Origin of the sequence: Erwinia oleae (assembly GCF_000770305.1) — a bacterium.
In the GTDB taxonomy this organism is placed as follows: Bacteria; Pseudomonadota; Gammaproteobacteria; order Enterobacterales; family Enterobacteriaceae; genus Erwinia; species Erwinia oleae.
Genome location: NZ_JNVB01000050.1, coordinates 19,894 through 32,513 on the forward strand (window position 1 = coordinate 19,894; position 12,620 = coordinate 32,513).

26 protein-coding genes are annotated in these 12,620 nt (G+C 50.5%); all 26 read right to left on the bottom strand.

The annotated features are described in order from the left end of the window. Positions 1 to 65: 65 nt before the first annotated feature. Complete coding sequence (gene rpmJ, locus GS12_RS23425; protein ID WP_020322760.1) at positions 66 to 182, bottom strand: 50S ribosomal protein L36; 117 nt, start codon at positions 180 to 182, stop codon at positions 66 to 68. Positions 183 to 214: 32 nt separating this feature from the next. Next, a complete protein-coding gene (gene secY, locus GS12_RS15675; RefSeq protein ID WP_034917469.1) occupies positions 215 to 1,546 on the bottom strand; it encodes a preprotein translocase subunit SecY in 1,332 nt (443 codons plus the stop codon). A gap of 7 nt (positions 1,547 to 1,553) precedes the next feature. Then, positions 1,554 to 1,988 (bottom strand): 50S ribosomal protein L15, encoded by a 435-nt coding sequence (rplO, locus tag GS12_RS15680; protein ID WP_034917471.1) that lies wholly within the window; start codon positions 1,986 to 1,988, stop codon positions 1,554 to 1,556. Between the two features lie 3 nt (positions 1,989 to 1,991). Continuing rightward, a complete protein-coding gene (gene rpmD / locus GS12_RS24020) occupies positions 1,992 to 2,171 on the bottom strand; it encodes a 50S ribosomal protein L30 (protein WP_024966590.1) in 180 nt (59 codons plus the stop codon). A gap of 5 nt (positions 2,172 to 2,176) precedes the next feature. After that, positions 2,177 to 2,677 carry a 30S ribosomal protein S5 gene (gene rpsE / locus GS12_RS15690; RefSeq protein ID WP_013204121.1) on the bottom strand — a complete coding sequence of 167 codons (501 nt, stop codon included), beginning with the start codon at positions 2,675 to 2,677 and terminating at the stop codon, positions 2,177 to 2,179. Positions 2,678 to 2,691: 14 nt separating this feature from the next. Then, a complete protein-coding gene (gene rplR, locus GS12_RS24025) occupies positions 2,692 to 3,045 on the bottom strand; it encodes a 50S ribosomal protein L18 (RefSeq protein ID WP_034917473.1) in 354 nt (117 codons plus the stop codon). A 9-nt stretch (positions 3,046 to 3,054) separates the two neighbouring features. Continuing rightward, positions 3,055 to 3,588 (bottom strand): 50S ribosomal protein L6, encoded by a 534-nt coding sequence (gene rplF / locus GS12_RS24030; RefSeq protein WP_034917475.1) that lies wholly within the window; start codon positions 3,586 to 3,588, stop codon positions 3,055 to 3,057. 11 nt (positions 3,589 to 3,599) lie between these two features. After that, a complete protein-coding gene (rpsH, locus tag GS12_RS24035) occupies positions 3,600 to 3,992 on the bottom strand; it encodes a 30S ribosomal protein S8 (protein WP_034917477.1) in 393 nt (130 codons plus the stop codon). A gap of 33 nt (positions 3,993 to 4,025) precedes the next feature. After that, a complete protein-coding gene (gene rpsN / locus GS12_RS24040) occupies positions 4,026 to 4,331 on the bottom strand; it encodes a 30S ribosomal protein S14 (protein WP_034917480.1) in 306 nt (101 codons plus the stop codon). A 13-nt stretch (positions 4,332 to 4,344) separates the two neighbouring features. Then, positions 4,345 to 4,884: a 50S ribosomal protein L5 gene (gene rplE, locus GS12_RS15715; protein WP_034917482.1), complete on the bottom strand. Its 540-nt coding sequence runs from the start codon at positions 4,882 to 4,884 to the stop codon at positions 4,345 to 4,347. Between the two features lie 14 nt (positions 4,885 to 4,898). Continuing rightward, a complete protein-coding gene (gene rplX, locus GS12_RS15720) occupies positions 4,899 to 5,213 on the bottom strand; it encodes a 50S ribosomal protein L24 (RefSeq protein ID WP_034917484.1) in 315 nt (104 codons plus the stop codon). 10 nt (positions 5,214 to 5,223) lie between these two features. After that, on the bottom strand, positions 5,224 to 5,595 hold the full coding sequence (rplN, locus tag GS12_RS15725; protein ID WP_004160583.1) for a 50S ribosomal protein L14: 372 nt from the start codon (positions 5,593 to 5,595) through the stop codon (positions 5,224 to 5,226). Between the two features lie 166 nt (positions 5,596 to 5,761). Next, on the bottom strand, positions 5,762 to 6,016 hold the full coding sequence (rpsQ, locus tag GS12_RS15730; protein ID WP_034917486.1) for a 30S ribosomal protein S17: 255 nt from the start codon (positions 6,014 to 6,016) through the stop codon (positions 5,762 to 5,764). Then, complete coding sequence (rpmC, locus tag GS12_RS15735) at positions 6,016 to 6,207, bottom strand: 50S ribosomal protein L29 (RefSeq protein WP_024966580.1); 192 nt, start codon at positions 6,205 to 6,207, stop codon at positions 6,016 to 6,018. Before rpmC ends, rpsQ begins: the two co-directional genes overlap by 1 nt. Next, complete coding sequence (rplP, locus tag GS12_RS24045; RefSeq protein ID WP_034917488.1) at positions 6,207 to 6,617, bottom strand: 50S ribosomal protein L16; 411 nt, start codon at positions 6,615 to 6,617, stop codon at positions 6,207 to 6,209. Before rplP ends, rpmC begins: the two co-directional genes overlap by 1 nt. A gap of 12 nt (positions 6,618 to 6,629) precedes the next feature. After that, positions 6,630 to 7,328, bottom strand: coding sequence for a 30S ribosomal protein S3 (gene rpsC / locus GS12_RS24050; protein WP_002919766.1), 699 nt, complete (start codon positions 7,326 to 7,328; stop codon positions 6,630 to 6,632). Between the two features lie 17 nt (positions 7,329 to 7,345). Then, positions 7,346 to 7,678: a 50S ribosomal protein L22 gene (rplV, locus tag GS12_RS15750; protein WP_000447532.1), complete on the bottom strand. Its 333-nt coding sequence runs from the start codon at positions 7,676 to 7,678 to the stop codon at positions 7,346 to 7,348. 14 nt (positions 7,679 to 7,692) lie between these two features. Beyond that, positions 7,693 to 7,971 carry a 30S ribosomal protein S19 gene (gene rpsS / locus GS12_RS15755; RefSeq protein ID WP_034917491.1) on the bottom strand — a complete coding sequence of 93 codons (279 nt, stop codon included), beginning with the start codon at positions 7,969 to 7,971 and terminating at the stop codon, positions 7,693 to 7,695. Positions 7,972 to 7,987: 16 nt separating this feature from the next. Continuing rightward, positions 7,988 to 8,809 carry a 50S ribosomal protein L2 gene (gene rplB, locus GS12_RS15760; protein WP_034917493.1) on the bottom strand — a complete coding sequence of 274 codons (822 nt, stop codon included), beginning with the start codon at positions 8,807 to 8,809 and terminating at the stop codon, positions 7,988 to 7,990. 17 nt (positions 8,810 to 8,826) lie between these two features. After that, positions 8,827 to 9,129 (bottom strand): 50S ribosomal protein L23, encoded by a 303-nt coding sequence (gene rplW, locus GS12_RS15765; RefSeq protein WP_034917494.1) that lies wholly within the window; start codon positions 9,127 to 9,129, stop codon positions 8,827 to 8,829. Beyond that, positions 9,126 to 9,731 (bottom strand): 50S ribosomal protein L4, encoded by a 606-nt coding sequence (rplD, locus tag GS12_RS15770; RefSeq protein ID WP_034917495.1) that lies wholly within the window; start codon positions 9,729 to 9,731, stop codon positions 9,126 to 9,128. Before rplD ends, rplW begins: the two co-directional genes overlap by 4 nt. A 10-nt stretch (positions 9,732 to 9,741) precedes the next feature. Beyond that, complete coding sequence (gene rplC / locus GS12_RS15775) at positions 9,742 to 10,371, bottom strand: 50S ribosomal protein L3 (protein ID WP_034948666.1); 630 nt, start codon at positions 10,369 to 10,371, stop codon at positions 9,742 to 9,744. A 32-nt stretch (positions 10,372 to 10,403) separates the two neighbouring features. Further along, positions 10,404 to 10,715, bottom strand: coding sequence for a 30S ribosomal protein S10 (gene rpsJ / locus GS12_RS15780; protein ID WP_001181005.1), 312 nt, complete (start codon positions 10,713 to 10,715; stop codon positions 10,404 to 10,406). A gap of 299 nt (positions 10,716 to 11,014) precedes the next feature. Further along, positions 11,015 to 11,491 (bottom strand): bacterioferritin, encoded by a 477-nt coding sequence (gene bfr, locus GS12_RS15785; protein ID WP_034948668.1) that lies wholly within the window; start codon positions 11,489 to 11,491, stop codon positions 11,015 to 11,017. 85 nt (positions 11,492 to 11,576) lie between these two features. Then, positions 11,577 to 11,771: a bacterioferritin-associated ferredoxin gene (gene bfd / locus GS12_RS15790; RefSeq protein ID WP_034917503.1), complete on the bottom strand. Its 195-nt coding sequence runs from the start codon at positions 11,769 to 11,771 to the stop codon at positions 11,577 to 11,579. Positions 11,772 to 11,940: 169 nt separating this feature from the next. Beyond that, positions 11,941 to 12,620 (bottom strand): EF-Tu C-terminal domain-related protein (locus GS12_RS15795; RefSeq protein ID WP_034948671.1); only part of this gene is annotated, 680 nt, incomplete at its 5' end.

A 12,620-nucleotide genomic window follows, 5' to 3' on the forward strand; every position in this document is an offset into this window, starting at 1 on the left:
ACATAGACATACAAAAGATTGGCTGGCTAATCTAGCCAGCTCAACCCGACTTTGCAAGAAAAATATTAGCCCTGGCGCTGTTTATGCTTAGGCTCGGCGCTGCAAATCACACGTACGACACCGTCGCGGCGAACGATTTTGCAGTTACGACATAATTTCTTGACGGAAGCACGAACTTTCATTTTTACTCTCCGTAACTTCTCAAGCGCCTGAATTAACGGCCGTAGCCTTTCAGGTTAGCTTTTTTCAATGCAGACTCGTACTGACTGGACATCATCAGAGTTTGCACTTGAGCCATAAAGTCCATGATGACGACCACTACAATCAGCAGCGAGGTGCCGCCAAAGTAAAATGGCACTTTCATCGCATCACGCATGAACTCCGGGATCAGGCAAATAAAAGTAATATACAACGCTCCAATTAAGGTCAGGCGCGTCATTACTTTATCGATATACTTCGCCGTTTGTTCTCCCGGACGAATTCCTGGCACGAATGCACCAGACTTCTTCAGGTTATCTGCTGTTTCACGCGGGTTGAAAACCAGCGCTGTATAAAAGAAACAGAAGAAGATGATTGCAGTCGCATAGAGTAACACATAAAGCGGTTGACCAGGCTGCAAATACATTGAAATCGTAGACAGCCAGTTCCAACCGGTTCCGCCTCCGAACCATGACGCGATGGTTGCGGGAAACAGAATAATACTGGAAGCAAAGATTGCCGGGATGACTCCCGCCATATTCACTTTCAGCGGTAAATGTGTGCTCTGCGCAGCATAAACACGACGGCCTTGCTGACGTTTGGCATAGTTCACCACAATGCGGCGCTGACCACGCTCAACGTAAACAACGAAGAAGGTCACTGCAAATACGAGAACTGCAACCAACAGCAACAGGAGGAAGTGCAGGTCGCCCTGCCGCGCTTGCTCGATGGTATGGCCAATGGCCGGCGGCAGACCCGCAACAATACCCGCGAAGATTATGATGGAGATACCGTTGCCGATACCTCGTTCAGTAATCTGTTCACCCAGCCACATCAGGAACATTGTTCCGGTAACCAGGCTGACAACAGCGGTAAAGTAGAAGGCAAAGCCTGGATTCATCACCAGGCCCTGCATTCCCGGCATATTCGGTAAACCGGTAGCAATACCGATTGACTGAAATATCCCTAATACCAACGTACCGTAACGGGTGTACTGGCTAATCTTACGACGGCCAGCCTCCCCTTCTTTCTTTATTTCTGCGAGGGCGGGATGAACCACCGTCAGCAGCTGGATAATAATCGAAGCCGAAATATACGGCATAATACCCAGAGCAAAGATAGAAGCACGGCTCAGAGCACCACCAGAGAACATGTTAAACATTTCAATGATGGTGCCACGCTGTTGCTCAAGCAGTTTGGCAAGTACAGTGGCATCGATACCAGGGATCGGAATAAAAGAGCCAATGCGGAAAACAATCAGCGCGCCAATTACAAACAGAAGTCTGCGCTTGAGCTCGCCTAACCCACCTTTGGCACTTTGAAAATCTAATCCCGGTTGCTTTGCCATCTGCTACTTATTCCTCAATTTTACCGCCAGCAGCTTCGATTGCAGCACGAGCGCCTTTAGTGACACGCAGGCCGCGAATCGTTACCGGAGTAGAAACTTCACCAGACAAAATCACTTTCGCGAACTCAATCTGGATACCGATAATGTTTGCTGCTTTCAGCGTATTCAGGTCGACGACGTCGCCTTCAACTTTAGCCAGGTCAGACAGACGAACTTCTGCCGTAACCATTGCTTTACGAGAGGTAAAACCGAACTTAGGCAGACGACGGTACAGAGGCATCTGGCCGCCTTCGAAACCGCGACGTACGCCACCGCCAGAACGAGAGTTCTGACCTTTGTGACCACGACCACCGGTCTTACCGAGGCCAGAACCAATACCACGGCCCAGACGTTTCGGCGCGTGCTTAGACCCTTCGGCCGGAGACAGAGTATTTAAACGCATCTGTTACTCCTCCACTTTAACCATGTAGGAAATCGCGTTAACCATACCGCGTACAGCAGGCGTGTCTTCACGCTCTACGGTGTGGTTAATACGACGCAGACCCAGGCCAAGCAGCGTTGCCTTGTGTTTCGGCAAACGACCGATCGCACTGCGGGTTTGAGTAATTTTGATAGTCTTAGCCATGGTCATTACCCCAGAATGTCTTCAACGGATTTGCCACGCTTGGCAGCGACCATTTCTGGGGAATTCATGTTACCCAGGCCATCCAGCGTTGCACGAACCACGTTAATCGGGTTAGTGGAACCGTAGGCTTTAGCCAGAACGTTATGAACCCCAGCAACTTCCAGGACGGCGCGCATTGCACCACCGGCGATAATACCGGTACCTTCAGAAGCTGGCATCATGAACACGCGAGAACCCGTGTGAACACCTTTAACCGGGTGTTGCAGGGTGCCGTTGTTCAGCGCGACGTTAATCATGTTGCGACGGGCTTTTTCCATCGCTTTCTGGATCGCTGCTGGTACTTCACGCGCTTTACCGTAACCAAAACCGATGCGACCATTGCCATCGCCTACCACTGTCAGCGCAGTGAAGGAGAAAATGCGACCACCTTTAACGGTTTTCGATACGCGATTTACCGCGATCAGCTTTTCCTGCAGTTCGCCAGCTTGTTTTTCGATGTGTGCCATCTTACACCTCTACCTTAGAACTGTAGGCCAGCTTCACGGGCAGCATCTGCCAGTGCCTGGACACGACCATGATATTGGAAACCAGAGCGGTCGAAAGAAACACCTTTGATGCCTTTTTCGATTGCGCGCTCAGCAACTGCTTTACCAACAGCGGCTGCGGCGTCTTTGTTTCCTGTGTACTTCAGTTGCTCACTGATTGCTTTTTCTACTGTAGAAGCAGCAACCAGAACTTCAGAACCGTTTGGAGCAATTACCTGTGCGTAAATATGACGCGGGGTACGATGTACCACCAGGCGAGTTGCACCCAGCTCTTTGAGCTTGCGGCGTGCGCGGGTCGCACGACGGATACGAGCAGATTTCTTATCCATAGTGTTACCTTACTTCTTCTTAGCCTCTTTGGTACGCACGACTTCGTCGGCGTAACGAACACCCTTGCCTTTATAAGGCTCAGGACGACGGTAGGCGCGTAGATCGGCTGCTACCTGACCAACCAGCTGCTTATCGGAGCCTTTCAGCACGATTTCAGTCTGTGATGGACATTCAGCAGTGATACCCGCTGGCAGCTCATGATCAACAGGGTGAGAAAAGCCCAGGGCCAAATTCACCACATTGCCTTTTACGGCTGCACGATAACCTACACCAACCAGCTGAAGCTTCTTAGTGAAGCCTTCGGTAACACCGATAACCATACTGTTCAGTAGTGCACGAGAAGTACCTGCCTGCGCCCAACCGTCTGTGAAACCTTCGCGCGGAGCGAAAGTCAGAGCGTTGTCAGCATGCTTCACTTCTACAGCATCATTGAGCGTACGAGTCAGCTCGCCGTTTTTACCTTTAATCGAAATAACCTGACCGTTGAGTTTTACCTCTACGCCGGCAGGAATGACGACAGGTGCTTTAGCAACACGAGACATTCTTTCCTCCGTTAAGCTACGTAGCAGATAATTTCGCCACCAAGACCAGCCTGGCGCGCTGCACGATCGGTCATAACACCTTTAGAGGTAGAAACAACAGCGATACCCAGTCCTGCCATAACTTTTGGCAGATCGTCTTTGCGTTTGTAGATACGCAGACCTGGACGGCTAACACGCTGAATGCTTTCCACCACAGCCTTGCCCTGGAAATACTTAAGAGTCAGTTCCAGTTCTGGCTTGATGTCGCCTTCGATTTTAAATTCTTCAATATAACCTTCTTCCTTCAGCACGTTGGCGATTGCCACTTTCAGCTTGGAGGAAGGCATGGTGACCGCAACTTTGTTCGCGGCTTGACCGTTACGGATACGGGTCAGCATATCCGCGATCGGATCTTGCATGCTCATCTGTCTTTACTCCCGTGATTCAATTGGTGACAATTACCAGCTAGCCTTTTTCAGACCCGGAATTTCACCGCGCATGGCGGCTTCACGGACCTTGATACGGCTCAACCCGAACTTCCGCAGGAAAGCGTGCGGACGACCAGTTTGACGGCAGCGGTTACGCTGACGAGACGGGCTGGAATCACGCGGCAGAGTCTGCAGCTTAAGAACAGCATCCCAACGTTCTTCGTCGGATGAGTTCACACTAGAGATAATGGCTTTCAATTCCTCGCGTTTAGCGCGATATTTTTCAGCCAGTTTTACGCGAACGACTTCGCGTGCTTTCATTGATTGCTTTGCCATCAGTAACCCTGCCTTACTTGCGGAACGGGAAGTCAAAGGCAGCCAGCAGAGCACGGCCTTCATCGTCAGATTTCGCAGTAGTGGTAATGGTGATATCCAAACCACGGACGCGATCGACTTTGTCGTAGTCGATTTCTGGGAAGATGATCTGCTCGCGAACGCCCATGCTGTAGTTACCACGACCGTCGAATGACTTAGCGGACAGGCCACGGAAGTCACGGATACGTGGAACAGCAATAGAGATCAGTCGCTCGAAGAACTCCCACATGCGTTCGCCACGCAGAGTTACTTTACAGCCGATCGGATAGCCCTGACGGATTTTGAAGCCTGCAACAGATTTGCGTGCTTTGGTGATCAACGGTTTTTGACCGGAGATTGCTGCCAGGTCAGCTGCTGCGTTATCCAGCAGTTTCTTGTCAGCGATCGCTTCACCCACACCCATATTCAGGGTGATCTTCTCGACCCGAGGGACTTGCATGACAGAATTGTAGTTAAACTCTGTCATGAGTTTATTAACTACTTCGTCTTTGTAGTAATCATGCAGTTTCGCCATCGTACTACTCCAAATTACTTGATAGTTTCGCTATTAGACTTGAAGAAACGGACTTTTTTGCCGTCTTCGAACCTAAAGCCTACACGGTCAGCCTTACCGGTTGCAGTGTTGTAAAGCGCAACGTTGGAAACCTGAATAGCAGCTTCTTTTTCAACGATGCCGCCTGGTTGGTTCAGAGCCGGAACAGGCTTCTGGTGCTTCTTAACCAGGTTGATACCTTCAACAATGATTTTGCCGGAAGACAGAACATTTTTTACTTTACCGCGTTTACCTTTGTCTTTACCGGTAAGCACAATAACTTCGTCATCGCGACGGATTTTAGCTGCCATTTTTCGCTCCTTAGAGTACTTCTGGTGCCAGAGAGATAATTTTCATGAACTTCTCAGTACGAAGTTCACGAGTTACCGGCCCAAAAATACGCGTACCGATAGGCTGCTCGCTGTTATTGTTTAAAATAACGCATGCATTACCATCGAAGCGAATGACAGAACCGTCCGGGCGACGAACACCCTTCCTGGTGCGCACCACTACCGCCTTCAGGACATCACCTTTTTTAACCTTACCGCGAGGAATTGCTTCCTTGATGGTAATTTTAATGATGTCGCCGACGCCTGCGTAGCGACGGTGCGAGCCACCCAGAACCTTGATACACATTACGCGACGTGCACCGGAGTTGTCGGCGACGTTCAGCATAGTCTGTTCTTGGATCATTTTAGTGCTCCGCTAATGTCAACTACTACTTCGGGACCTGATTCAGGTCGTTAAAAGCCCCATAATTGAGGGCGCAGCATTATAACACCGCATCCAGAATATGGGTAGAAAAAATAAACGGCCCATACGAGCCGTTTATCTTATTTTTTAAAGAGGGCAGATTCTATTACAGAATCGCTTTCTCTACAACGCGAACCAGTGTCCAGGACTTGGTCTTGGAAATCGGACGGCATTCGCGGATTTCAACCACGTCGCCGGCGCCACACTCGTTGTTCTCGTCATGTACGTGCAGTTTAGTCGTACGTTTGATGAACTTACCGTAAATTGGGTGTTTCACGAAACGCTCGATGGCAACAACAATGGATTTCTCCATTTTGTCGCTGACAACGCGACCTTGCAGAGTACGGATTTTATCGGTCATTACGCACCCGCCTTCTCAGTCAGTAAAGTCTTAACGCGAGCAACATCACGACGCACGTTCTTCAACAGATGAGTCTGTTGCAGTTGGCCGGATGCTGCCTGCATGCGCAGGTTGAACTGCTCACGCAGCAGGTTAAGCAGCTCAGTGTTCAGCTCTTCAACGCTTTTTTCACGCAGCTCTGTTGCTTTCATTACATCACCGTCTTAGTTACAAAGGTGGTTTTGATAGGCAGTTTTGCTGCTGCCAGCTTGAATGCTTCACGGGCCAGCTCTTCCGGTACGCCGTCCATTTCATACAGGACTTTACCAGGCTGGATCAAGGCAACCCAATACTCCACGTTACCTTTACCTTTACCCATACGCACTTCCAGCGGCTTCTCGGTAATTGGTTTGTCCGGGAATACACGGATCCAAATTTTACCTTGACGCTTAACTGCACGGGTCATAGCACGACGTGCTGCTTCGATCTGACGGGCAGTCAGACGACCACGGCCAACAGCTTTCAGACCGAAAGTACCGAAGCTAATATCCGTACCGGCAGCCAGACCACGGTTGCGGCCTTTGTGCATTTTACGGAATTTTGTACGCTTTGGTTGTAACATCAGCGACTCTCCTTACTTACGGCCTTTACGCTGCTGCTTTTTAGGTTGAGCAGCCGGTTCCGGTTGTTCAACAGCAGCCATACCACCCAGGATCTCACCTTTGAAGATCCATACCTTAACGCCGATTACACCATAAGTGGTGTGCGCTTCAGAGGTGTTGTAGTCAATGTCAGCACGCAGGGTGTGCAACGGCACGCGGCCTTCACGATACCATTCGGTACGCGCGATTTCTGCACCGCCCAGACGGCCACTAACTTCAACTTTGATCCCTTTAGCGCCCAGACGCATTGCGTTCTGTACCGCACGCTTCATAGCACGACGGAACATCACACGACGCTCCAGCTGTGAAGTGATGCTGTCAGCAACCAGCTTAGCGTCCAGTTCCGGTTTACGGACTTCGGCGATATTGATCTGCGCAGGAACGCCAGCGATATCCGCTACGACCTTACGCAGTTTTTCTACGTCTTCACCTTTCTTACCGATAACGATACCAGGGCGAGCGGTGTGAATAGTCACACGGATGCTCTTAGCCGGACGTTCGATAACGATACGAGATACAGACGCTTTAGCCAGTTCTTTAGTCAGGAACTGACGTACTTTAAAGTCGCTGTCCAGGTTGTCAGCGAATTCTTTGGTATTGGCGAACCAGGTAGAGTTCCAGGGTTTAACAATACCCAGGCGAATACCATTAGGATGTACTTTCTGACCCATTGCTAGTCTCCAGAGTCTCAGCGATCGGACACAACCACAGTAATGTGGCTGGTGCGCTTCAGGATGCGATCTGCACGACCTTTTGCACGCGGCATAATGCGCTTCATGCTAGGGCCTTCGTCGACGAAAATTTTCGTGACTTTCAGATCATCAATGTCAGCGCCATCGTTGTGTTCGGCGTTAGCAATGGCAGATTCCAGGACTTTCTTGACCAGTACAGCCGCTTTCTTATTGGTGTAGGTCAAAATGTCCAGAGCCTGCGACACTTTCTTACCGCGTACCAGATCCGCTACCAGGCGAACCTTTTGAGCAGAAGAACGAGCGTGGCGATGTTTAGCGATAGTTTCCATCTCTTCCTCCTCTCTTAGCGTTTCTTGGCTTTTTTATCAGCCGCGTGGCCGCGATAAGTACGGGTCGGCGCGAATTCACCCAGTTTGTGGCCGACCATTTCGTCGGTTACAAAGACTGGTACGTGCTGACGACCATTATGGACAGCGATGGTCAAACCGATCATAGTTGGAAAGATCGTTGAACGACGGGACCAGGTGCGCAGGGGCTTCTTGTCTCCGCTTTCCACCGCTTTCTCTACCTTCTTCAGCAAGTGCAGGTCAATAAAAGGACCTTTCTTGAGAGAACGTGGCATGGCTTATCCTCTAAAATTATTTGCTACGGCGACGTACGATAAATTTATCAGTACGCTTGTTGCTACGGGTCTTCTTACCTTTGGTCTGAACGCCCCACGGAGTTACCGGGTGCTTACCAAAGTTACGACCTTCACCACCACCATGCGGGTGATCGACTGGGTTCATCGCAGTACCGCGAACGGTAGGACGAACACCACGCCAACGTGCTGCACCGGCTTTACCCAGAACGCGAAGCATATGCTCGGCGTTACCGACTTCGCCCATGGTTGCGCGGCAGTCAGCTTCGACTTTACGCATTTCACCAGAACGCAGACGCAGGGTAACGTAGGAACCTTCACGCGCAACGATCTGCACGTAAGCACCGGCTGAGCGAGCAATCTGACCGCCTTTGCCTGGTTTCATTTCTACGTTATGCACGGTAGAACCCACTGGGATGTTGCGCATTGGCAGGGTGTTACCCGCTTTAATCGCAGCATCAACGCCAGACTGAATCTGATCGCCAGCTTTCAGGCCTTTAGGGGCCAGGATGTAACGGCGCTCGCCGTCTTTGTACAGAACCAGTGCGATGTTCGCAGAGCGGTTCGGATCGTACTCAAGACGTTCAACGGTTGCCGGGATACCGTCTTTATTGCGTTTGAAGTCAATAATACGATAAGCCTGCTTGTGACCACCACCGATGTGACGAGTAGTGATGCGACCATTGTTGTTACGGCCACCGGATTTGCTGTTTTTTTCTACCAGCGGGGCAAAAGGTTTGCCCTTATGCAGCTCCGTGTTTACCACTTTAACTACGTGGCGACGACCCGGAGATGTCGGTTTACATTTAACAACTGCCATTGTTCTTCTCCTCCGACTTACTCAGCGCCGCCAACGAAGTCCAGATTCTGGCCTTCTTTCAGGGTGACGTAAGCTTTTTTCCAGTCGTTACGACGACCAATACGCTGTCCGTGACGTTTCACTTTCCCTTTAACAACCAGGGTATTCACGTCTTCAACTTCTACTTCGAAAAGTTTCTGAACAGCGGCTTTGATTTCTGCTTTGGTCGCGTCTTTAGCAACTTTGAGAACGATGGTGTTGGTTTTTTCCATCGCAGCAGACGCTTTTTCCGATACGTGCGGCGCGCGCAGTACTTTCAGCAGACGTTCTTCACGGATCATGCCAGCATCTCCTCAACTTGCTTAACTGCGTCAGCAGTCATAACGACTTTGTCGAAGGCGATCAGGCTAACAGGGTCGATACCCGCTGCATCACGAACGTCAACCTTGTACAGGTTGCGCGCGGCCAGGAACAGGTTCTCTTCCAGCTCGCCAGTGATGATCAGCACGTCTTCCAGCGCCATCTCTTTCAGTTTGTCTACCAGCAGCTTAGTTTTAGGCGCTTCGAGAGCAAACTTCTCAACAACAATCAGACGGTCCTGACGTACCAGTTCGGACAGGATGCTTTTCAGCGCGCCGCGGTACATCTTTTTGTTAACTTTTTGACTGTGGTCCTGAGGCTTCGCAGCGAAGGTTACGCCACCGGAACGCCAGATCGGGCTCTTAACAGAACCTGAACGCGCACGGCCGGTACCTTTCTGGCGCCACGGTTTTTTACCGGAACCAGTAACTTCAGCACGGGTCTTCTGGGCGCGAGTACCTTGACGGGCACCTGCTGCATAAGCAACAACAACCTGATGTACCAGCGCTTCGTTGAAATCACGACCGAAGGTAGTTTCGGAAACAGTCAGCGCGCTTTGCGCGTCTTTCAATACTAATTCCATTGCTATCCCCTTACGCCTTCACAGCTGGTTTAACGATCAGGTCGCAACCGGTAGCACCGGGAACCGCACCTTTAACCAGCAGCAGGTTGCGCTCAGCGTCAACACGTACTACGTCCAGGCTCTGAACAGTAACGCGCTCATTACCCAGCTGGCCTGCCATTTTCTTGCCTTTGAACACTTTGCCCGGAGTCTGGTTCTGACCGATAGAACCCGGAACGCGGTGAGACAAGGAGTTACCGTGCGTTGCATCCTGAGTACGGAAGTTCCAGCGCTTAACAGTACCGGCAAAACCTTTACCTTTAGATGTGCCCGTCACGTCAACTTTTTTCACGTCAGAGAAAATATCAACGTTAATGCTCTGACCTACGGTGTATTCTGCGCCTTCAACGGTGCGGAATTCCCACAGACCACGGCCAGCTTCAACGCCAGCTTTAGCAAAATGGCCTGCTTCAGGCTTAGTGACGCGGTTTGCTTTCTTCACACCGGCAGTCACCTGAATAGCAGTGTAACCGTCGTTCTCCAGGCTCTTAACCTGAGTCACGCGGTTTGCTTCAATTTCGATCACGGTTACTGGGATAGAAACGCCTTCTTCAGTGAAGATACGCGTCATACCCACTTTCTTACCGACTAAACCAATCATTGTTTCAACCTCTCAATCGCTCAATGACCTGATTAACCCAGGCTGATCTGCACGTCTACACCGGCAGCCAGATCCAGACGCATCAGAGCATCAACCGTTTTCTCAGTTGGCTCAACGATGTCAACCAGACGCTTGTGAGTGCGAATTTCATACTGATCGCGCGCATCTTTGTTGACGTGCGGGGAGATCAGAACGGTAAAACGCTCTTTGCGGGTCGGCAGCGGGATGGGACCACGAACCTGCGCACCAGTGCGCTTGGCGGTCTCAACGATTTCCGCAGTTGATTGATCGATCAGACGATGATCAAACGCTTTAAGACGGATACGGATTCTTTGGTTCTGCATGAGACCAGAGCTCCAATTATTTATAAACGAAAAAAATTACTCCTCGCACCCATTACGATTGATGGGGGAGTGTAATCGTCTGCACATAACTCCCCGATTGGGAGTATTGTCAGGGAGCTTTCGCTCGCCTGCGGTTCAGATTGAACCGGGCCGTCATTTCTGACAGGCCCACGCATTATACGTACATATGCTGCTATTGCAACCGGTTTGTCACTGTAGGGCGCTGGCGAAGGGACGCGGAAAGGAAAACGCCGTCGAAAACAGAACCGACGGCGTCAGAATGGATAAAACATACTGCCCTACTTTATGGGTTTGATTTGTGACTGAAGATAGTTCTGAACACCAATTTTCGCGATCAAATCCAGTTCCGTTTCGAGGAAGTCGATGTGATGCTCTTCATCTTCAAGAATGACGATCATCATATCGCGGCTGACATAGTCATGTACTTTGTCGGCCCAGGCAATGGCTTCACGCAGATCCCGCGCGCCTTCAAGTTCCAGCGCCAGGTCGGATTTCAGCATCTCCTCAACGTCTTCGCCAATGCGCAGCCTGCCCAGATCCTGAAGATTTGGTATCCCTTCGAGAAACAAAATGCGTTCAATGTACTTGTCCGCATGTTTCATTTCATCGATTGACTCATGGTACTCGACATCATTCAGACGCATCAGCCCCCAGTTTTTGAACATTCGTGCATGCAGGAAGTACTGGTTTATCGCCACCAGTTCATTTCCGAGCAGTTTATTGAGATGAGTTATTATTTGTGCATCGCCCTTCATTTTGTTTCCTCCGCTTCCAGTTATTACTGATCGTAGATGCGGATGGGCGGAAGTCAAAAAGGCATGATGAAAAGTAGGGGTATGATCAGGCGATTTCTTTGTATTGCGGCGCGTGTTGCAGCTCAGTTTCCATAATTTCTCGTGCGGCGCGAATGCATTTGCCACACTGTTTGCCAACCGGGACGAACTGGCGGAGCTGTTGCAGAGATCGGGGTTGATAACGGCGAACCACTTCACGGATTGTCTTATCGCTTACGGCATTACACAGGCAGATATACATGAAACCACTCCGGTACAATTTCTGCCCATAGTGTAAATGCGAATCGTTTTTATTTCAATTAAAGTTAACCACTTTGTCCGGCAGTCAGACATAAAAAAAGAGCGCCGAAGCGCTCTTTTTTATCGTTGCCACAGGTGAAACGTTACGCTTCTCCCGTCAGCAATGGCGATTAGGCCATAACTTTAGCAACAACGCCTGCACCAACGGTACGGCCGCCTTCGCGGATTGCGAAACGCAGACCGTCGTCCATCGCGATTGGGTGGATCAGGGTAACAACCATTTTGATGTTGTCGCCCGGCATTACCATCTCAACGCCTTCCGGCAGTTCGATCGTTCCGGTCACGTCGGTGGTACGGAAGTAGAACTGTGGACGGTAGCCTTTAAAGAATGGCGTATGACGGCCGCCTTCGTCTTTGGACAGAATGTAAACTTCTGACTCAAATTTGGTGTGTGGCTTGATTGAGCCTGGCTTGGCCAGAACCTGTCCACGCTGGATATCTTCACGCTTGATACCGCGCAGCAGAATACCACAGTTCTCACCTGCACGGCCTTCGTCCAGCAGTTTGCGGAACATTTCAACGCCGGTACAGGTCGATTTCACGGTGTCTTTGATGCCGACGATTTCAACTTCTTCGCCCACTTTAACGATACCGCGCTCAACACGACCGGTTACCACAGTACCACGGCCGGAGATAGAGAAAACGTCTTCGATTGGCAGCAGGAACGGCTTGTCAATGGCGCGCTCTGGTTCCGGGATGTAGTTATCCAGGTGACCGGCCAGCTCGATGATTTTCGCTTCCCACTCTGCATCGCCTTCCAGCGCTTTCAGAGCAGAACCGTGAACGATTG

Excerpts from the sequence above, each read along its gene's own strand:
- rpmJ (WP_020322760.1), bottom strand. The coding sequence starts at position 182 with ATGAAAGTTCGTGCTTCCGTCAAGAAATTATGTCGTAACTGCAAAATC.
- secY (WP_034917469.1), bottom strand. The coding sequence starts at position 1,546 with ATGGCAAAGCAACCGGGATTAGATTTTCAAAGTGCCAAAGGTGGGTTA.
- rplO (WP_034917471.1), bottom strand. The coding sequence starts at position 1,988 with ATGCGTTTAAATACTCTGTCTCCGGCCGAAGGGTCTAAGCACGCGCCG.
- rpmD (WP_024966590.1), bottom strand. The coding sequence starts at position 2,171 with ATGGCTAAGACTATCAAAATTACTCAAACCCGCAGTGCGATCGGTCGT.
- rpsE (WP_013204121.1), bottom strand. The coding sequence starts at position 2,677 with ATGGCACACATCGAAAAACAAGCTGGCGAACTGCAGGAAAAGCTGATC.
- rplR (WP_034917473.1), bottom strand. The coding sequence starts at position 3,045 with ATGGATAAGAAATCTGCTCGTATCCGTCGTGCGACCCGCGCACGCCGC.
- rplF (WP_034917475.1), bottom strand. The coding sequence starts at position 3,588 with ATGTCTCGTGTTGCTAAAGCACCTGTCGTCATTCCTGCCGGCGTAGAG.
- rpsH (WP_034917477.1), bottom strand. The coding sequence starts at position 3,992 with ATGAGCATGCAAGATCCGATCGCGGATATGCTGACCCGTATCCGTAAC.
- rpsN (WP_034917480.1), bottom strand. The coding sequence starts at position 4,331 with ATGGCAAAGCAATCAATGAAAGCACGCGAAGTCGTTCGCGTAAAACTG.
- rplE (WP_034917482.1), bottom strand. The coding sequence starts at position 4,884 with ATGGCGAAACTGCATGATTACTACAAAGACGAAGTAGTTAATAAACTC.
- rplX (WP_034917484.1), bottom strand. The coding sequence starts at position 5,213 with ATGGCAGCTAAAATCCGTCGCGATGACGAAGTTATTGTGCTTACCGGT.
- rplN (WP_004160583.1), bottom strand. The coding sequence starts at position 5,595 with ATGATCCAAGAACAGACTATGCTGAACGTCGCCGACAACTCCGGTGCA.
- rpsQ (WP_034917486.1), bottom strand. The coding sequence starts at position 6,016 with ATGACCGATAAAATCCGTACTCTGCAAGGTCGCGTTGTCAGCGACAAA.
- rpmC (WP_024966580.1), bottom strand. The coding sequence starts at position 6,207 with ATGAAAGCAACAGAGCTGCGTGAAAAAAGCGTTGAAGAGCTGAACACT.
- rplP (WP_034917488.1), bottom strand. The coding sequence starts at position 6,617 with ATGTTACAACCAAAGCGTACAAAATTCCGTAAAATGCACAAAGGCCGC.
- rpsC (WP_002919766.1), bottom strand. The coding sequence starts at position 7,328 with ATGGGTCAGAAAGTACATCCTAATGGTATTCGCCTGGGTATTGTTAAA.
- rplV (WP_000447532.1), bottom strand. The coding sequence starts at position 7,678 with ATGGAAACTATCGCTAAACATCGCCACGCTCGTTCTTCTGCTCAAAAG.
- rpsS (WP_034917491.1), bottom strand. The coding sequence starts at position 7,971 with ATGCCACGTTCTCTCAAGAAAGGTCCTTTTATTGACCTGCACTTGCTG.
- rplB (WP_034917493.1), bottom strand. The coding sequence starts at position 8,809 with ATGGCAGTTGTTAAATGTAAACCGACATCTCCGGGTCGTCGCCACGTA.
- rplW (WP_034917494.1), bottom strand. The coding sequence starts at position 9,129 with ATGATCCGTGAAGAACGTCTGCTGAAAGTACTGCGCGCGCCGCACGTA.
- rplD (WP_034917495.1), bottom strand. The coding sequence starts at position 9,731 with ATGGAATTAGTATTGAAAGACGCGCAAAGCGCGCTGACTGTTTCCGAA.
- rplC (WP_034948666.1), bottom strand. The coding sequence starts at position 10,371 with ATGATTGGTTTAGTCGGTAAGAAAGTGGGTATGACGCGTATCTTCACT.
- rpsJ (WP_001181005.1), bottom strand. The coding sequence starts at position 10,715 with ATGCAGAACCAAAGAATCCGTATCCGTCTTAAAGCGTTTGATCATCGT.
- bfr (WP_034948668.1), bottom strand. The coding sequence starts at position 11,491 with ATGAAGGGCGATGCACAAATAATAACTCATCTCAATAAACTGCTCGGA.
- bfd (WP_034917503.1), bottom strand. The coding sequence starts at position 11,771 with ATGTATATCTGCCTGTGTAATGCCGTAAGCGATAAGACAATCCGTGAA.